The sequence below is a fragment of the Thermus brockianus genome (assembly GCF_001880325.1).
Lineage (GTDB): Bacteria > Deinococcota > Deinococci > Deinococcales > Thermaceae > Thermus > Thermus brockianus.
Window position 1 is genome coordinate 1,016,464 of the sequence record NZ_CP016312.1, and the last position, 16,410, is coordinate 1,032,873.

General features: G+C 66.1%; 12 protein-coding genes, 2 tRNA genes and 1 pseudogene. 2 read left to right on the top strand and 13 right to left on the bottom strand.

Going from position 1 to position 16,410, the window contains the following annotated elements; translation table 11 throughout:
• Window positions 1–29 precede the first annotated feature (29 nt).
• Window positions 30–731 (top strand): Clp1/GlmU family protein, encoded by a 702-nt coding sequence (locus A0O31_RS05330; protein ID WP_071676978.1) that lies wholly within the window; start codon window positions 30–32, stop codon window positions 729–731.
• Here A0O31_RS05330 and leuS read toward each other — a convergent pair.
• From leuS to A0O31_RS05355, 6 genes are all read right to left on the bottom strand, one after another.
• A complete protein-coding gene (gene leuS, locus A0O31_RS05335; RefSeq protein ID WP_071676979.1) occupies window positions 712–3,345 on the bottom strand; it encodes a leucine--tRNA ligase in 2,634 nt (877 codons plus the stop codon). The genes A0O31_RS05330 and leuS overlap by 20 nt on opposite strands.
• 126 nt (window positions 3,346–3,471) lie before the next feature.
• Window positions 3,472–4,254, bottom strand: coding sequence for a YhjD/YihY/BrkB family envelope integrity protein (locus A0O31_RS05340; RefSeq protein ID WP_071677928.1), 783 nt, complete (start codon window positions 4,252–4,254; stop codon window positions 3,472–3,474).
• On the bottom strand, window positions 4,247–4,372 hold the full coding sequence (locus A0O31_RS13440; protein ID WP_255347406.1) for a hypothetical protein: 126 nt from the start codon (window positions 4,370–4,372) through the stop codon (window positions 4,247–4,249). The genes A0O31_RS05340 and A0O31_RS13440 overlap by 8 nt, the downstream gene beginning before the upstream one ends.
• Before the next feature lie 8 nt (window positions 4,373–4,380).
• A complete protein-coding gene (locus A0O31_RS05345) occupies window positions 4,381–5,622 on the bottom strand; it encodes a glutamate-5-semialdehyde dehydrogenase (protein ID WP_071676980.1) in 1,242 nt (413 codons plus the stop codon).
• Window positions 5,619–6,722, bottom strand: coding sequence for a glutamate 5-kinase (proB, locus tag A0O31_RS05350; RefSeq protein ID WP_071676981.1), 1,104 nt, complete (start codon window positions 6,720–6,722; stop codon window positions 5,619–5,621). The genes A0O31_RS05345 and proB overlap by 4 nt, the downstream gene beginning before the upstream one ends.
• A gap of 127 nt (window positions 6,723–6,849) precedes the next feature.
• Complete coding sequence (locus A0O31_RS05355; RefSeq protein WP_071676982.1) at window positions 6,850–7,059, bottom strand: hypothetical protein; 210 nt, start codon at window positions 7,057–7,059, stop codon at window positions 6,850–6,852.
• Between the two features lie 53 nt (window positions 7,060–7,112).
• On the opposite strand from A0O31_RS05355, the gene A0O31_RS05360 reads away from it, so the two are divergent.
• Window positions 7,113–7,189, top strand: a tRNA-Arg gene (locus A0O31_RS05360).
• 38 nt (window positions 7,190–7,227) lie between these two features.
• Here A0O31_RS05360 and A0O31_RS05365 read toward each other — a convergent pair.
• The 7 genes and pseudogenes from A0O31_RS05365 to pgi all read right to left on the bottom strand — a co-directional run bounded on the left by A0O31_RS05365 (window position 7,228) and on the right by pgi (window position 16,368).
• Window positions 7,228–7,303, bottom strand: a tRNA-Lys gene (locus tag A0O31_RS05365).
• A 24-nt stretch (window positions 7,304–7,327) separates the two neighbouring features.
• Window positions 7,328–8,029: a hypothetical protein gene (locus A0O31_RS05370; RefSeq protein ID WP_420833561.1), complete on the bottom strand. Its 702-nt coding sequence runs from the start codon at window positions 8,027–8,029 to the stop codon at window positions 7,328–7,330.
• Window positions 8,030–8,088: 59 nt separating this feature from the next.
• A complete protein-coding gene (gene ctaD, locus A0O31_RS05375; RefSeq protein WP_071676984.1) occupies window positions 8,089–10,464 on the bottom strand; it encodes a cytochrome c oxidase subunit I in 2,376 nt (791 codons plus the stop codon).
• A gap of 12 nt (window positions 10,465–10,476) precedes the next feature.
• Window positions 10,477–11,490 carry a cytochrome c oxidase subunit II gene (coxB, locus tag A0O31_RS05380; protein ID WP_071676985.1) on the bottom strand — a complete coding sequence of 338 codons (1,014 nt, stop codon included), beginning with the start codon at window positions 11,488–11,490 and terminating at the stop codon, window positions 10,477–10,479.
• Window positions 11,491–11,501: 11 nt separating this feature from the next.
• The gene (locus A0O31_RS05385; protein WP_071676986.1) at window positions 11,502–13,322 is read right to left on the bottom strand and encodes a heme o synthase; all 1,821 of its coding nucleotides are present in this window, start codon (window positions 13,320–13,322) and stop codon (window positions 11,502–11,504) included.
• A gap of 151 nt (window positions 13,323–13,473) precedes the next feature.
• Window positions 13,474–15,062 (bottom strand): annotated as a pseudogene (pckA, locus tag A0O31_RS05390) (phosphoenolpyruvate carboxykinase (ATP)).
• Between the two features lie 52 nt (window positions 15,063–15,114).
• Window positions 15,115–16,368, bottom strand: coding sequence for a glucose-6-phosphate isomerase (gene pgi, locus A0O31_RS05395; protein ID WP_071676987.1), 1,254 nt, complete (start codon window positions 16,366–16,368; stop codon window positions 15,115–15,117).
• Window positions 16,369–16,410 lie beyond the last annotated feature (42 nt).

Here is a 16,410-nt window from a genome sequence, read left to right on the forward strand (position 1 = left end):
GGACACAGGGGCGTGCTAGAGTTTTCCTCGTGCTCCTCCTCCTGGGCCCCACGGACGTGGGCAAGACCACCTTGGCCCACAGGCTTTTGGAGAAGCTTGGGGAAGCCTACCTCCTGGACCTGGACCCGGGGCAAGGGGCCTTGCCCGGCACCTTCACCCTCTTCCGCTACCGGGAAGGCACCCTCACCCCGGTGCGCCGCTACCTCCTGGGGGCCACCTCCCCCGCTGGCCTCACGGCCCGGGCGGTGGTGGGGGCCTTGCGCTTAGCCCGCCTCATCCCCCGGGGAAGCCCTGCGGTGGCGGACACGGACGGCCTTTTGGACCCGGAGTTCCGCCTCCTCCAGGCGGAGGCCTTGCGCCCGGCGGAGATCCTCATCCTGGGCTCAGAGGCCCTCCACCAGGCCTTTGCCTGGCGCCGGGACCTCAAGGTGCGCCCAGTACCCCCCTTGCCCGAGGCGAGACGGAAAAGCCCAAGGGCGCGCCGGCAAAACCGCCTGGAGCGCCTCCTCGCCCACTTCCGGGAGGCGAGGCCCAGGGTCCTGCCCCTTTCCTTTCCCCCTGAGCCGGAAAGGCTTTACGGCCTCCTGGACCCCGAGGGGTTTTTCCTAGCCTACGGGCGGCTTTTGGCCCACACCCCGGGGGAGGGCCTCTTCCTCACCCCCACCCAGGGCGAGGTGGCCCAGGTGGTGCCCACCCGGCTAAGCCTTGCCCTTAGCGCACTACCAGGTTGAGGATCTTCCCCGGCACGTAGATCTCCTTCATCACCTCCTTGCCCTTCAGGTGCGCCTGGACGTTGGGCACCTTCTTGGCCTCCGCCAGGGCCACCTCCAAGGGGGCATCCTTGGAAATCCTGATGGTGCCCCGCACCCTTCCGTTCACCTGTACCGCCACCTCCACCACGTCCCGCTCCAGGGCGCTTTCGTCCAGCTCGGGCCAGCCCGCCTCAAAGAGGCTATCGGGCCAGAAGCGGTGCCAAAGCTCCTCGGCGATGTGGGGGGCGAAGGGAAAGAGCATCTGCAGGTAGTAGCGGATGGCGGTGCGGTAGACGGGGGTCACGGGGCGCTTGCGGCGGTACTCGTAGAGGGCGTTCAAGAGCTCCATGAGGGCGGCGATGGCGGTGTTGAAGCGGAGGGCCTCGAGGTCCTGCGTCACCTTCTTAAGGGTTTCGTGGAGCTTCCCGTAAAGCGCCTTGTCCTCCCCCTCCAAAGCCTCCGCCTGGAACTGGCCCGAGATGGCCAAAAGGGCCTCCTGGTCCTCCACCACCCGCCGCCACACCCGGTTCAGGAAGCGCCAGGCCCCCTGCACCCCCTCCTCGGTCCAGACCATCTCGTTCTCGGGGGGGGCGGCGAAGAGGATGGTGATGCGGGCGATGTCCGCCCCCTCCTCCTTGACAAAGGGCCCCACCATGACCCCGTTGCCCTTGGACTTGCTCATTACCGCCGGCTTCCAGAGGTGGAGGGTGCCGTCCTCGTGGGGCCTGAGCTCAGCCCCCATCTTCCTCACGTCCTCCAGGGAAAGCTCGTTTTCCCCAATCTCCAGCTGGATGCGGGTGGGCTCGGGGAGGCGCACCCGGTCCCCTTCCACCTCCACGGGCCCGAAGTCCGTCCAGGCCATGACCATGCCCTGGGTGAAGAGGCCCTGGAAAGGCTCCTCCACCCCCACCATGCCCAGGTCGTGGAGGAACTTGGTGAAGAAGCGGCTATAGAGGAGGTGCAAGACGGCGTGCTCCACCCCGCCGATGTACTGGTCCACCGGCATCCAGAAGTCCGCCTTCTCCCGGGCGAAGGGGAGGCGTTCGTTCTTGGGATCCGCGTAGCGGAGGTAGTACCAGGAGCTGTCAAAGAAGGTGTCCATGGTGTCGGTGTCCCGCTTGGCGGGGCCGCCGCACTGGGGACAGGTGGTCTCGTAGAACTCGGGGTGGGCCTCCAGGGGGCTTTTCCCCTTGGGGCGGATGTCCTCCACGTCCTTGAGGTCGGGGAGGAGGACGGGAAGCTCCTCCTCGGGCACCGGCACCACGCCGCAGGTGGGGCAGTGGACCATGGGGATGGGGGTGCCCCAGTAGCGCTGGCGGCTGATGAGCCAGTCCCGCAGGCGGTAGGTGATGCGGGCCTTACCCAAGCCCTTTTCCTCCAGCCAGGCAATGACCTTCCGCTTGCCCTCCTCGCTTTCCGTGCCGTCAAAGGGGCCGGAGTTCACCATGATGCCCGGCTCCTCGTAGGCCCCCTCCAGGGGCTCGGGAAGGGGCTCGCCGGGGCGTTCAATCACCTTCTTGATGGGGAGGCCGTACTTCTTGGCGAACTCGTAGTCCCGGCTGTCGTGGGCGGGCACGGCCATGATGGCCCCGGTGCCGTAGCCATAGAGCACGTAGTCGGCGGTCCAGATGGGGATCCGCTCCCCGGTGGCGGGGTTAAGGGCGTAGGCCCCCAGGAAAACCCCCGTCTTCTCCCGCCCTTCCGCCTGGCGCTCAATCTCCGTCTTGCGCTTGGCCGCCTCCACGTAGGCCAAGACCTCCTCCCGGCGCTCGGGGGCGGCAAGCTCCAGGGTCAAGGGGTGCTCGGGGGCCAGGACCATGAAGGTGGCCCCGAAGAGGGTGTCGGGGCGGGTGGTGAAGACGGTGATCCTCTCCTCGCGCCCCTCCACGGGGAAGTGGATCTCCGCCCCTTCCGAGCGGCCGATCCAGGCCCGTTGCATGGCCTTCACCTTCTCGGGCCAGTCCAGGCCCTCGAGGTCCCGAAGGAGCCGGTCGGCGTAGGCGGTGATGCGCAGGTACCACTGCTCCAGCTCCCGCTTTTCCACCAAAGTGTCCTCGTGCCGCCAGCAACGCCCCTCCACCACCTGTTCGTTGGCGAGGACCGTCTGGCACTTGGGGCACCAGTTCACAAGGCCCTTGGCCCGGTAGGCCAGGCCCTTCTCCCACATCTTGAGGAAGATCCACTGGTTCCAGCGGTAGTAGTCGGGCTCACAGGTGGTCACCTCCCGGTCCCAGTCGTAAAGGATGCCCATGAGCTCCAGGCTCTCCTTGGCCTGGCGGATGTTCTGGTAGGTCCAGTCCCGGGGGTGGACGCCGAACTTCAAGGCGGCGTTCTCCGCCGGCAGGCCGAAGGCGTCCCAGCCCATGGGGTGGAGGACCTCGTAGCCCTGCACCCGGCGGAAGCGGGCGAGGACGTCCCCCATGGTGTAGTTCTTCAGGTGGCCCATGTGCAGGTCCCCGGAGGGGTAGGGGAACATGACGAGGACGTACTGCTTGCCCCGCTTCCCCGGGACCTCCTTGGCCTTCATGAAGCCCTTCTGCTTCCAAAAGCGTTGCCACTTGGGCTCTATGGCGTGGGGGTTGTACTTTTCCATCTTCGCCTCCTCAAAAAAACCCCTCCCCCGAAGGGAAGGGACGGCCAGGCCCCTTCCCTTTAGGGGGCTAGCCTGGCCGGACGCATGAGTCCATCCTACCCCTTTTTGCGTCCTGGGAGAAAGGCGCTAGTCCTCGAGGACCCGGGCCACCAAGGCCCCGAGGAGGAGGGAGAGGAGGACCAGGTAAAGCCCCAAAAGGGCCAGGACAAACCCCGCCAGGGGCCCGTAGAGGAGCTCGTACTGGGAGCGGGGAAGGAGCTTCGGCAATCCGAGCCGCACCCCCTCAAAGAGGAGGGCCGCCATCCCCGCCCCCACGCTTAAGGGAAGGAGGTCCCGTAGGCCCCGCACCCCGCGGAAAAAGGCGTAGGTGACAAGGAAGAGGAAAAAGGCGGAAAAGAGGGGCAGAAGGACCTCCAAGGGGCCCAGAAGGTCCCGCCAGACCGGGGGTAGGTAGCGGAGGACAAAGCCCAGGCCCAACCCCAAAAGGGAGAGGAGGATGAGGGCGAGGCCGAGGAGAAAGGGCATGAAAAGGCCTAAAAGCCGGTGACGCACCCCCGGGGGCCGGCCGAAGAGGAGGCCCAAGGCGTAGCTCAGGGCGGCGAAGAAGTTGCTCCCGGACCAAAGGAAAAGGAGGCCGCTTCCCAGGGTGAGGGGAAAGGCGCTTTGCGAAAGGAAGCGGAGGAGGTCCTGGGCGAGCTCGGGCCGGGCGGGGAAAAGGGACAAGGTGAGCCCCTCCAGGGCTTCCTGGAGCTCCTTTTGCCAAAGGGGGTTCCCCGCCAATACCAGGCCAAAAACCCCCACCAGGAGGAAAAGAAGGGGCATGAGGGAGAGAAGGGCGTAGTAGGCGAGGGCGGCGGCGAAGAAAGGAACGTGGGCCTCGGTGTAGAGGGCCAAGAGCCGCCTAAACAGGGAACACCACCCCCTCCGGGTCCAGCGCCCCAAGGCCCCGGTAGACCGCAGCTTGGACCTCCCCGTAACGGCCCACCTCCCCAAGGGCCCGGACCGCCCACCCCCTTTCCCCGCCCATGGGAACGCCTAAGCCCTCTCCTGCCCCTCCCCCAGGGCCACCCACTTCAAGGTGGTGAGCTCTAGGGGGCCCATGGGGCCGTAGGCGTGGAGCTTGGAGGTGCTGATGCCGATCTCCGCCCCCAGGCCTAGCTCAAAGCCGTCGTTGAAGCGGGTGGAGGCGTTCCAAAGGACCAAGGAGGCGTCCACCTCCTCCAAAAAGCGCCAAGCCGCCTTGGGGTCCTCCGTGCAGATGGCCTCCGTGTGCCGGGAGCCGTAGCGGGCGATGTGGGCCAAGGCCTCCTCCAGGCCCGAGACCACCTTGACCCGGAGGATGAGGTCCAGGTACTCCCGGTCCCACTCGTCCTCCCGGGCGGGCACCGCCTCCTTGAGGAGGGGAAGGGCCCGGGGGCAGGCCCGAAGCTCCACCCCCCTTTCCCGCATGGCCCCTTCCAGAAGGGGCAGGAAGGCCTCCGCCACCTTCTCGTGGACCAGGAGGGCCTCGAGGGCGTTGCAGACCGCTGGACGCTGGGTCTTCCCGTTTAGGGCCAGGCGGAGCGCCATGGAAAGCTCCGCCTTCTCGTCCACGTAGAGGTGGTTCACCCCCTTGGCGTGGGCCAGGACCGGCACCCGGGCCTCCCTTTGCACCAGGCGGATGAGCTCCTCCCCTCCCCGGGGGATGAGGAGGTCTAAAAGCTCCAAACGGCACATCTCCAGGATGGCCTCCCGGTCCGTGGTGGGCACCAGGGAGACCGCCTCCTCCGGAAGCCCCGCTCCCCTTAGGGCCTCGTGCCAAAGGGCCACCAGGGCCTGGTTGGAGCGGAAGGCCTCCTTGCCGCCCCTAAGGAGCATGGCGTTCCCCGCTTTCAGGGCCACGGCCACCGCCTCCACCGTGGCCCCAGGGCGCGCCTCGTAGATGAAGCCGATGAGGCCCAGGGGCACCCGCATCCGGCCCACCCGGAGGCCATTGGGCCGCTTGCTCAAGCCCTCAATCCGCCCCAAGGGGTCGGGGAGGGCGGCGATCTGCCTTAGGCCCTCGGTGAGGGCCTTCAGGTCCTTTTCCCTAAGGGCGAGCCGGTCCAGCTTGGCCTTGGGAAGCCCCGCCCTTTCCGCCTCCTCCAGGTCCATCCGGTTGGCCGTGAGCACCTCCGGCCAGCGCTCGGATAGGAGGGCCGCCATGCGCAAAAGGGCCTCGTCCCGCTTCCCCTTGGCGAGGAGGGGTAGCTTGGCCCTTGCCCGCTCCGCCAGTTCCCGCAAGCCCAGCGCCGTCATGCCTCCTCCTTCAAGGCCAGGTGGTCCCGGTGGACCACCTCCTCGGTGTAGCGGTAGCCCAAAATGGCCTCAATCTCCGCGCTCTTCCGCCCCTTGATGCGGGCGATCTCCTCGGCGGCGTAGTTGGCGAGGCCCACCCCCACCTCCTCCCCGGTTTCGGCGAGGAGGCGCACCGCCTCCCCCCGGCCAAACCGCCCCCGCACCTCCTTGACCCCGGCGGGGAGGAGGCTCGCCCCCCTCTTCCTTAAGGCCCACACCGCCCCCTGGTCCAAAACGAGCTCCCCTTTTGGGCGCAGAAGCCCATAAAGCCAAGCCCGCTCCCCCCGGTAGCGCCTTTGGGCGTGGAAGTAGGTGCCCATGGGCACCCCTTCCAGGGCCTCCAAGAGGACTGCGGGACGCCTCCCGGGCAGAAGCAGGGTGGGGATGCCCACCCGCCCCGCAAGCCGGGCGGCGAGGAGCTTGGAGCGCATGCCGCCACTGCCCAAGGGGTTCCCCTCCCCGGCGTGCCGCAGGGCGGAGGCGGGGTCTTCCACCTCGAGGATGGGCCTCGCCTCCGGGTTTCGCTTGGGGTCCTCCTCGTAAAGGGCGTCCACGTCGGAAAGGAGGAGGAGGAGCCCCGCCTCCACCAAGGCCGCCACCCGGGCGGAAAGCTGGTCGTTGTCCCCGAAGCGGATCTCCTGGAAGGCCACGGTGTCGTTCTCGTTGATGATGGGAATGGCACCGAGCTCCAAAAGGGCCTTCAGGGTGGCCTTGGCGTTCAGGTAGCGCTCCCTCGAGGCCAAGTCCTCCGCCGTCAGGAGGACCTGGGCCACGGGAACCCCCCGAAAGGCCTCCCGCCAAGCGGCCATGAGGAGGGGCTGGCCGATGGCGGCCAGGGCCTGCTTCCGGGGCATGTCCTCGGGACGGGGAAGCCCCGTGGCCGCCATGCCCGCCGCCACCGCCCCGGAGGAAACCAAGACCACTTCCCGCCCCGCCGCCTTAAGGGCCAAAACCTGGCGGGCAATCTCGGCCATGACGCCCAGGTCCAACCCCCTAGGCCCGGCCAGGACCGCACTGCCCACCTTGACCACCAACCTCCTTGCGGAAAGCCCAGGCCGCATTAAGGTTCAGGATAGCACCCCCGCCTCGGGCGGAAGCCCAAGGCTACCTCTTGGGAAGAGGCTTCCAAGAGAAACCCTGGCCCCTGCTTCCCCAAGGAGCCGTTTTGAAGTCCAGCTCACGGATGGCCTAGGAGTCCGGGTCTTGCTCCTTCCCCGCTAGGAAGCGCCCGTTCCCGTAGACCACCCGCCCCTCCCGCTTAAGCCGGACCAAGAGGCCAAAAAGTGTAGCCTTGCGCAGGCTGGGGTAAAGGGTTTTCAGAGTCGCATGGAGCTCATCCAAAGAGCGGGGCTCCCGGAGCAGGGCAAGAAGGTGAGCTTCCAGACGCTCTTCGCGCACCGGGATTATTATTGACAAAGGAAGCTTCCCCGTGCTACCTTAGAGGTCGGCTTGGGCCCGTAGCTCAGTTGGATAGAGCGGCTGACTACGGATCAGCAGGTCAGGGGTTCGAATCCTCTCGGGCCCGCCAAGAAACCCCCGGGTGCTCCCCGGGGGTTCTTTTTTGGCTGGTGGGCCGTGCAGGATTCGAACCTGCGACCTACCGATTAAAAGTCGGTTGCTCTGCCAGCTGAGCTAACGGCCCCCAAGCCCTAGCGATTATAGCCCGCTAGCGGGGCTTGCGCAAGGCGTCCATGATCCAAAGGCCAAGCTCCTCCTCCCGAACCCTATCCTTTAGGGCCTCCACCCTAGGTTCCCTGGGCCTCACGGGTTCTAGCGCCTCCTTGGGCAGGGGGGCCGCCTCTAGAAAGGCGAAAAAGGAGGGGTCCACCCACGAGGGCACCCAGGCCCCGCTGCGGCAGAGGAAGGCGCGGTGGAAGACCCCCTCCACCTTTCCCCCAGGGTCCAGAAGCCGCACCACGGGCACCTGCGGCTCGGGCTCCAAGGAGGGGTCCCGCCAGGGGGGGTAGTAAAGGGTAAGCCTCGCCCCCTGGCGGGCGTAGAAGACCATCCAGTCATCGCAGGCGGGCTCCTCCCCTAAGGAGCGGTAGCCGGCATCGTGGTGGGCGTCAAAGAGCACCACCTCCTCCACCCCCGCCCGCACCCGCGGGTGGAAGGCCAGGGCGTTGGAGTCGGCGTAGAAAAGCTGGGCTTCCGGGGCAAAACGAAAGCGTTCCCAAAACCCCTCCCACCCCTGGGCCTGGGGCAAGGGTAAACCCCGGAGCAAAAAGGCCCAGGCCCTAGCCTCCCAGACATCCTGAAGGTAGTAGGGCGTTTCAAAGTGCCCCCAGGCGTACAGGTGGGCCTCAGGATGGCCCGGGTCTTGGGGGACGGGAAAAAAGTAGTCAAAGTCCACCACCAAAAGCCGCATCCTCATCTCTTAAATAGCAAAATCCCCCGCCAAAGGCGGGGGAAAGGGTACGGCGAGCCTTACCAGACGTAGAACAAGACCACGATGAAAAGCCACACGGCGTCCACCAGGTGCCAGTACATGCTGGCGGCCTCGAGGGTGCCGTGGCTGTGGAGGGTGATCTTGCCCCGCAAGGCCTGGAGGTAGGCCAGGATAAGGCCAAAACCCCCGATCACCACGTGCAGGCCGTGGAGGCCCACGATGGTGAAGAAGGCCCCGGTCCAGAGGTTCTCCTGCCAGGAGGAGTGGTGGTAGAACTGGTAGAACTCGTACGCCTGGAAGAGGAAGAAGAGAACACCCAGGACGATGGTGATGAGAAGCCCAAAGCGGAAGGGGTTGAACCGGCCCCGCCTGAGGTCGTGGTGGGCAAAGTGCACCGTGAAGGAGGAGCTCACCAGGAAGAAGGTGTTGAGAAGGGCGAGCCAAAGGGCGGGCCGCTCCTCAGGAGGCGTGGCCGCCCCGGAAAGCCTTAGGTAGAGGTAGCCCGCGATGAGGATGGCGAAGAGGCCCACCTCCGAGACGATGAACCAGGCCATCCCCATCCAGGCGTTGGACTTTCCGGAAAGGGTATGGTGCTCCACCGGGTGGCTGTACTCGTCCTCCAAGGCCCAGCGCACGAGGCCATAGGCGAAGAGGGCCAGGAAGACCCACATCCAGACGTTGGGCACGGGCAGGGCCGCCACGGAAACGAAGAAGGCGAAGAGGGTGGCGGCGGCGTAGAAGGGCCAGAAGGAGCTGTTGGGCAGGTGGATGTGGCTCGGGTCCTCGGGCTTCAGCTCCACCCCCTTCTTGGCCCAGTCGTAAAGGGGCCGCTCGGAGGGGAACTCCTTGGGGAGCTCCACATCAAAGTTGTGGGCCTTGGGCGGGGAGGCGGTGAGCCACTCCAGGGTGTAGCCGCCCCAGGGGTTATCGGGAGCCTTCTCCCCGGAACGGAGGCTCTTCCACATGGCGTAGATCCAGACGAGCCCGCCCAAGCCCAGGATGAAGGCGCCCACGGTGGAGATGAAGTTGAGCTCGGGCCAGCCGGCGATATCGGCATTGTAGGTGTAGTAGCGCCGGGGCATGCCCAAGAAGCCCAGGGCGTACTGGGGCAGGAAGACCACCAGGTAGCCCACGAGGAAGAGCCAGAAGTGGAGCTTGCCCAGGCGCTCGTCGTACATGCGGCCCGTCATCTTGGGCCACCAGTAGTAAAGCCCGGCGAAGGCCCCAAAGCCCGAGCCCGCCATGAGCACGTTGTGGAAGTGGGCCACCACAAAGTAGGAGTCGTGGAACTGGTAGTCCAAGGGGGTCATGGAGAGCATGACCCCGGTAATCCCCCCAAGGAGGAAGTTGAAGATGAAGCCCAAGACCCAAAGCAGCGGGGTCTTCATCTGCAGGTGCCCACCCCAAAGGGTGCCGATGAGGTTGAAGAGCTTCACCCCCGTGGGCACGGCGATGAGGGCGGTGAAGAAGGCGAAGGCGATCTGGAAGATGGTGGACTCCCCCACGGTGAACATGTGGTGGGCCCAGACCATGGTGCCCAGGACCACGATGCCCATCTGGGCCCACACCATCTGCTTGTAGCCGAAGAGGGGCTTGCGGGCGAAGGTGGAGGCCACCTCGGCCAGGATGCCGAGGTAGGGCAGGAGCATCACGTAAACCGTGGGGTGGGAGTAAAACCAGAAGAACTGCTGGAAGAGGACGGGGTCACCCCCGATGTCCGGGTTGAACCAGGTAAGGCCGATCTTGCGGTCCAGGAGGACCAAAAGGGTGGCCGCGGTGAGCCCCGCCAGGCTGAAGAGGTTGAGGACGCTGGCGGCGAAGACGCTCCACACGTACATGGGCATCTTCCACATGCTCATCCCCTGGGCCCTGAGGTTGTAGATGGTGGCGATGAAGTTGGCGTTACCCAGGAGGCTGGAGAAGCCCAGGAGGAGGATGGCCGCCATGTAGAAGTTGACCCCGCTCCCCGACTGCACGGAGAAGGGGTAGTAGAAGGTCCAGCCCACCGCCGGGGCCCCGCCGGGGAAGAAGAAGCTCATGAGGGCGAGGAGGATGGCCCCCAGGAAAGCCCAATAGCTGAAGGCGTTCACCCGGGGTAGGGCCACGTCCCGCGCCCCCAGCATCAGGGGCACCACGAAGTTGCCAAAGCCGGTGAGCCCGGCCTGGATGATGAAGAAGAAGAGCATGGTGGCCCCGTGCAGGGTGAGAACCTGGTTGTACTGCTCCCCGGTGAGCAGGGTGTTGTTGGGCACCGCCAGCTGCGCCCGGATGAGGAGGGAGAAGACCCCCGCCAAGGCGAAGGCGAAGAAGGCGGTGGCGGTGTACATCAGGCCGATCTTCTTGTGGTCCACGGTGGTGAGCAGGTCCCAGAGGACCGCCCACGCGCTCGTCTTTGGCTTTGCGGTAATGGCCATCCTCAGACCTCCCTAGAACTTGGGCAGGGCCTTGAAGTCCAAGCCCTCCACCTTAAGCCCTTCCAGGTAGCGCACCAAGGCGTCCAGGTCCTCCTCGGAAAGCTGGGGGAAGCCGGGCATCTTCGTCCCAGGCTTCATGGCCGCCGGGTCCTTGATCCAAGCCTTGAGGTTCTCCGGCGTGTGGTCCACAATCCCCGCAGCCAGGCTCACCCGGTTGCCCAGGAAGGCCAGCTCGGGACCGATGACCGCCGGGGGCATCTTCCCCTGCACCCCGTGGCAGGCCATACAGTTTTGCTGGAACACCTCCTGCCCCCGGGCGTCCGCCACGGGAGGCGTGTAGCCCTTGGCCGCCTCCACAAAGCGGTCAAACGCCTCCTTGGGCACCACCAAGACCCGGAAGAGCATCCGGGCGTGGCTCGGCCCGCACAGCTCGGCGCAGAAGCCGTAGTAGTTGCCCGGATTTTCCGCTACAAAACGTATCCGAGTCTTTTGTCCCGGAATGGCATCCTGCTTGCCCACCAGGCCCGGCACCCAGAAGGAGTGGATCACGTCCTTGGAGGTCACCTCCAGCTCCACCGGCACCCCCACGGGCAGGATGAGCTCGTTGGAGTTGCGGAAGCCCAGCTCGGGGTAGTTAAAGTCCCACCAGAACTGGTACCCGGTGACCTCCACCTTCATGGCCCCCGGGATGGGTTGGTTGACCTGGATGAGGGCCCGGGCCGTGAGGCCAAAGAGAACGAGGATGATGGCCACGGGGATCAGGGTCCAGATGACCTCGAGGCGGTCGTTCCCGTGGATCTGGGGCGGCTCGCCCTGCTGGCCCGGGTGGGCGCGGAACTTCCAGGTGATGTAGGCCAGGGCGCCCGCCACCACGCCGAAGATGAGTACGGAGAAGACCAAGACCCAGACCAGGAGGAAGTTGGTCTCCCGGTTAACCGGGGAGAAGGGGTGGGTGATGGCCACCCGGTGGGCCTCCTGGGCCAGGACTAGACCAAAAAGACTTAGGGCCGCAAACGCTCGCTTCATCCACTCCCTCCCTATAGCACCCGGTCCACCGCCATGGCCACGAACAAGAGGGCCAGGTAGAGCATGGAGTATTTATACAGCGAAACCGCCGTCCTCCGCTCGGGCTGGCGGTAGAGGGCAAGCGCCTTGAGCAACAAGAGGGCGTTCAGGGCCAGGCTAAAGAGGAGGTAGACCAGGCCCAGCTCGCCCAAAAGAAGGGGCATGAGGGAGATCAGGGCGGTGAGAAGGGCGTAGAGGGCGATCTGCATCACCGTAACCCGCTCCCCTAAGACCACCGGGAGCATGGGCACCCCCACCGCCCGGTAGTCGTCCTGGATCATGAGGGCCAAGGCCCAGAAGTGCACGGGGGTCCAGAAGAAGATGAGGGCGAAGAGGTACCAGGCGAAGAGGTTGAGCTCCCCGGTCACCGCCGCCCAGCCCACCAAGGGCGGGAAGGCCCCCGCCGCCCCACCGATGACGATGTTCTGCCAGGTGCGCCGCTTGAGGTAAAGGGTGTAGACCAGGACGTACCAGATGAGGCCCATGAGGGCCAAGGTGGCGGCCAGGAGGTTGGCGGCCCCCCAGAGGAGGCCGAAGCCCAAAAGGGCGAGGGCGAAGGCGAAAAGGAGGGCATCCCGGCTGGAGATTCTCTGCGTCACCGTGGGCCTTTTGGCGGTGCGCTTCATGCGGGCATCTATGTCCCGGTCCACCACCATGTTGATGGCGTTGGCCGCCCCCGCCATCATGTACCCTCCCAAGGCCACCGCCAGGAAAAGCCCGGTCCCCGGCCACCCCTTGGCGGCGATGAGCATGGCGAGAAGGGTGGTGAGGAGGAGGAGGCTGATGACCCTGGGCTTGGTGAGGGCCAAATAGTCCTTCCAGGTGGCCCCGCCCGTGCCCCGGTGGACCTGGGCCAACCCCCCTTCCCCCAGCTCCACCCGCCTCGTCCCTTGGGCCAGGCTCGAGGCCATGAGGAGGACGAAAAGGAGCCAGACGGCGTAGGCCAGGAAGAGGTGGAGGAGCTGCATCCACACGGGGGCCTTGAGCCAGACGTTCACCAGGCCCGCCAGGAGCTGTACCCCGTAAAGGTAGGCCAGCCCCTGGGCCAGGCGCCTCGAGGCCTCCGAGGGGCGGAGGTGGGCCACCAGGAAGCCGGCGAAGACCACGTAAAGCCCCACGCTCACGGCGATGAGGGGGTGGAGCACCCTAAGGCGCACCAGGAAGTGCTCCCCCGGGGTTAAGGAACGCTCCAGGGCCTCCAAGGTGTTCCGCACGGGGAAGAGGAGGTCCCCAAGGGCGGTCACCGCCCCGCTCATGCCCAAGAAAAGGAGGGCGAGGAGCCCAAGAAGGAGGGCCCACCCCACCGCCCCCTGCCCCCGAAGGCGCAACGGGGCCCCCCCAGAAGCCCACCAGGCGGTGAGGGCCAGGGCGGCCAGGAGGAAGTAGGTGTTGGCCAAGTGGACCATCTGCACCACGGCCCGCTCGGCGCTCACGTTGTCCGCCACCCAACCAAAGAGGACCAGGGAGGCCCCCACGAGGCTCTCCGTGACCATGAAGAAGAAGGAAAGCCCGGCGCCCAACCGAACGGGATGCCCCTTCGGGAAAAGGCGCAGGGCGAGGAAGAGAAGCAAGAGCACGGATAGGAAGGCCAAGCCCGAGGTGGCCCGGTGGGTGAACTCAATGAGGGTTTCCACCTGGGGGCTTCGGGGGATGATCTCCCCGTTGCAGGTGGGCCAGTGGGACCCGCACCCCGCCCCCGAGCCTGTGGCCCGCACGTAAGCCCCCCATAGGGCCACCAAGACGTTCCAGAGGAGGACACCCCAGGCGTAGCGGCTAAACCAGGTCTGGCTCATAGGAAACCCGTCCCCCAGACGGTAACGCCTACCATTCTGCCAAAAGGTTTCCGCCGGGGGTGAAGTACATTTGTCCCTACCATTTCCGCCACCTAGGAGCCTAATACCCCCAGGCCCTATTTGGCAAGGGCCTGGGGGCCAGGCTTCCTCCTCAACCTATCCGCGGACCTGCCCGGCGTACCCTTTCGTCCACCCCATCCGCATACTTCTGGAAGTTCTCCTGGAAGAGGGCGGCGAGCTTATGGGCCTGCCGGTCGTAGGCCTCCTTGTCCTCCCAGGTCCCCCGGGGGTCCAGAAGCTCCTGGGGCACCCCGGGCACCTCCAGGGGCACCTCAAAGCCAAAGATGAGGTCCTGGCGGTAGGGGACGCCCTCGAGGACCCCGCTAAGCGCCGCCCGCAAGAGGGCCCGGGTCACGGGCAAGGGGAAGCGCCGCCCCACCCCATAGGGCCCCCCGGTCCAGCCCGTGTTCACCAGGTAGACCCGAGGCCCATGGCGGGCGATCTTCTCCCCCAGCATGCGGGCGTAGACCCCGGGGTGCAGGGGAAGGAAAGGCGCCCCGAAGCAGGCGGAGAACGTGGCCTTGGGCTCGGTGATGCCCCGCTCCGTGCCCGCCACCCGGGCGGTGTAGCCGGAAAGGAAGTAGTACATGGCCTGCTCGGGGGTAAGGCGGGCGATGGGGGGAAGGACGCCGTAGGCGTCGGCGGAGAGGAAGAAGATGGCCCGGGGGTGGCCCGCCACCCCGGATTCCACCACGTTCTCCAGGTGGGCGATGGGGTAGGAGGAGCGGGTGTTCTCCGTCTTGGAGTCGTCGTCCCACTCCACCCGGCGGGTTTCCGGGTTCACCACCACGTTTTCCAGGATGGCCTCAAACTGGTTGGAGGCCTTATAGATAAGGGGCTCGTGCTCGGGGGAGAGGCGGATGACCTTGGCGTAACACCCCCCTCAAAGTTGAAAACCCCCTCCTCGCTCCAGCCGTGCTCGTCGTCCCCGATGAGGGGCCTCTCGGGGTCGGTGGAAAGGGTGGTCTTGCCCGTGCCGGAAAGCCCGAAGAAGACCGCCACATCCCCCTCCCGCCCCACGTTGGCCGAGGCGTGCATGGGGAAAACCCCCTGCTTGGGCATCAGGTAGTTCATCACCGTGAAGATGCTCTTCTTGATCTCCCCGGCGTACTTGGTGCCCACGATGAGGACGAGGCGCCGCCCAAAACTAATGCCCACGAAAACCTCGCTCCGGGTACCGTCCCGCTCGGGGTCCGCCAGGAAGTGGGGGGCATGCACCACGGTGAAGCCGGGCTGGAAGCGCTCCGCCTCGTCGTCCTCGGAAAAGTGGCGGGGGGAGAGGAACATGTTGCGGGCAAAGAGGGCGTGCCAGGGGCTTTCCGTTACCACCCGGACCCCCAGGCGGTAGCGCTTGTCCGCCCCGGCATAGAGGTCCTGGACATAGAGGTCCCTTTCGGAAAGGTACTGGGCTACCCGCTCCAAAAGGGCCTGGAAGGCCTCCGGGGAAAAGGGCTGGTTCACCTCCCCCCACCAGATCTCCCCCTCCACCTCCGGCTCCCGCACCACGAACTTGTCCCTGGGGCTTCTCCCCGTGTAGGGGGTGGTGTCCACCACCAGGGGGCCCTTATGGGCCAAAAACCCCTCGCCCCGGCGCAGGGTGTGCTCCACCAGCACCGGGGAAACGGTGTTCCAAAAGACCTGTTTTTTGGGTTGAATACCGATATAGCTCAGGCGGTCCATACGGGCCTCCTCCAGGCCAGGGTATCACAAGGCACATTTCCACGCTTCCACCTTAGCCCTCCCCCTCCAGAAAGGCGCGGGTAAGGCGCTTACCCAGCTCCACCCCGGGCTGGTCAAAGGCGTTCACCCCCCAAAGCTCCCCCAGGAAGGCGGTCTGCCACATGAGGTGCTGCAGGAGCCAGCCTATGGTGTAGGGAGAGACCTCCGAAAGGTATAGGGCATAGACCCGTTGCCCCGCCTCCGCCAGGGCCTGGTAGGTGGCCTCCGCCTCGGCCTTGAGGAGGCGGAAAAGGGTCTTGCCGAAGAGGTACCCCGCCTCCGGAAGCTCCCCCACGGGGGGCAAGGGAAGGTCTTCCACGGGGCTTTCCGGGATGACCAGGGTGAGGAGCTTGTCCAAGGGACCTTCCCGGAAAAGCTGCACCTGGGCGTGCTGGTCCTGGGGGCCGAGGGCGGGGAGGGCGGTGGTGCCCACGCGCCTTCCCTCCTGGTCCCGCTTGCCCAAGGACTCGTCGTGGAGTTGGACAAACCAGGCGGGAAGGTACCGGAGGCGCTCGGAGTACACCATGAAGACGGCGATGGGGAGGTGGCGGTGCAGGTGGTGGAGGAGGGCCGTCTTTAGGGGGAGGCTTTCCTCTAAGGGAGCCAGGGCCTGCTCATTGGCCTTGCGGGCCCCCATGAGGAGGGCGTCCAGATCGGCCCCAGCAAAGGCCAGGGGGAGAAGGCCCACGGGGGAAAGCACGGAAAACCGGCCCCCCACCTCCTCGGGGATGGCGAAGGCCCTTAAGCCCTCCCGTCCCGCCAGGGCCCTCAAGGCGCCCCCCTTGGGGTCCGTGGTCAACACCAGGTGCCGCCGCCACGCCTCCCCCAGATGGGCCTTAAGCCAGTCCAAAAAGAGTAAGAGCCCCGCCAGGGTTTCCGCCGTGGCCCCGGACTTGGAAACGGCGTTGACCAGGGTTTTATGGGGGTTAAGGCTTTGGAGGAGCTTGCGGATGGGCTCGGGCTCCACGTGGTCCACGTAGTGGAAGCGGACGCCGCTATCGGCGAAGGCAGCCTCCAGGGCCTTGGGCCCCAAGGCGCTTCCCCCAATCCCCAAGAGGACGAAGTCCTCCACCCAGGGGTTCTGCTCGCGGAAGCGGCGGATCTCCCTCAGGGTTTCCGTGTCCTCGGGAAGATCCATCCAGCCCAGCATGGCCCCCTTCTGGCCCCGCTTGGCCAAGAGGGCCTCCCGCGCCTCTAGGAGAAGGGGGGCATGGGCCTTCAGCTCCTCGGAAAACCCCGGGAGGAAGCGGGTGTCCAGGCGCAGCATGGCCCTATGCTACCCCCAGTCCGGCTAGGGTAGGCTAAGGGC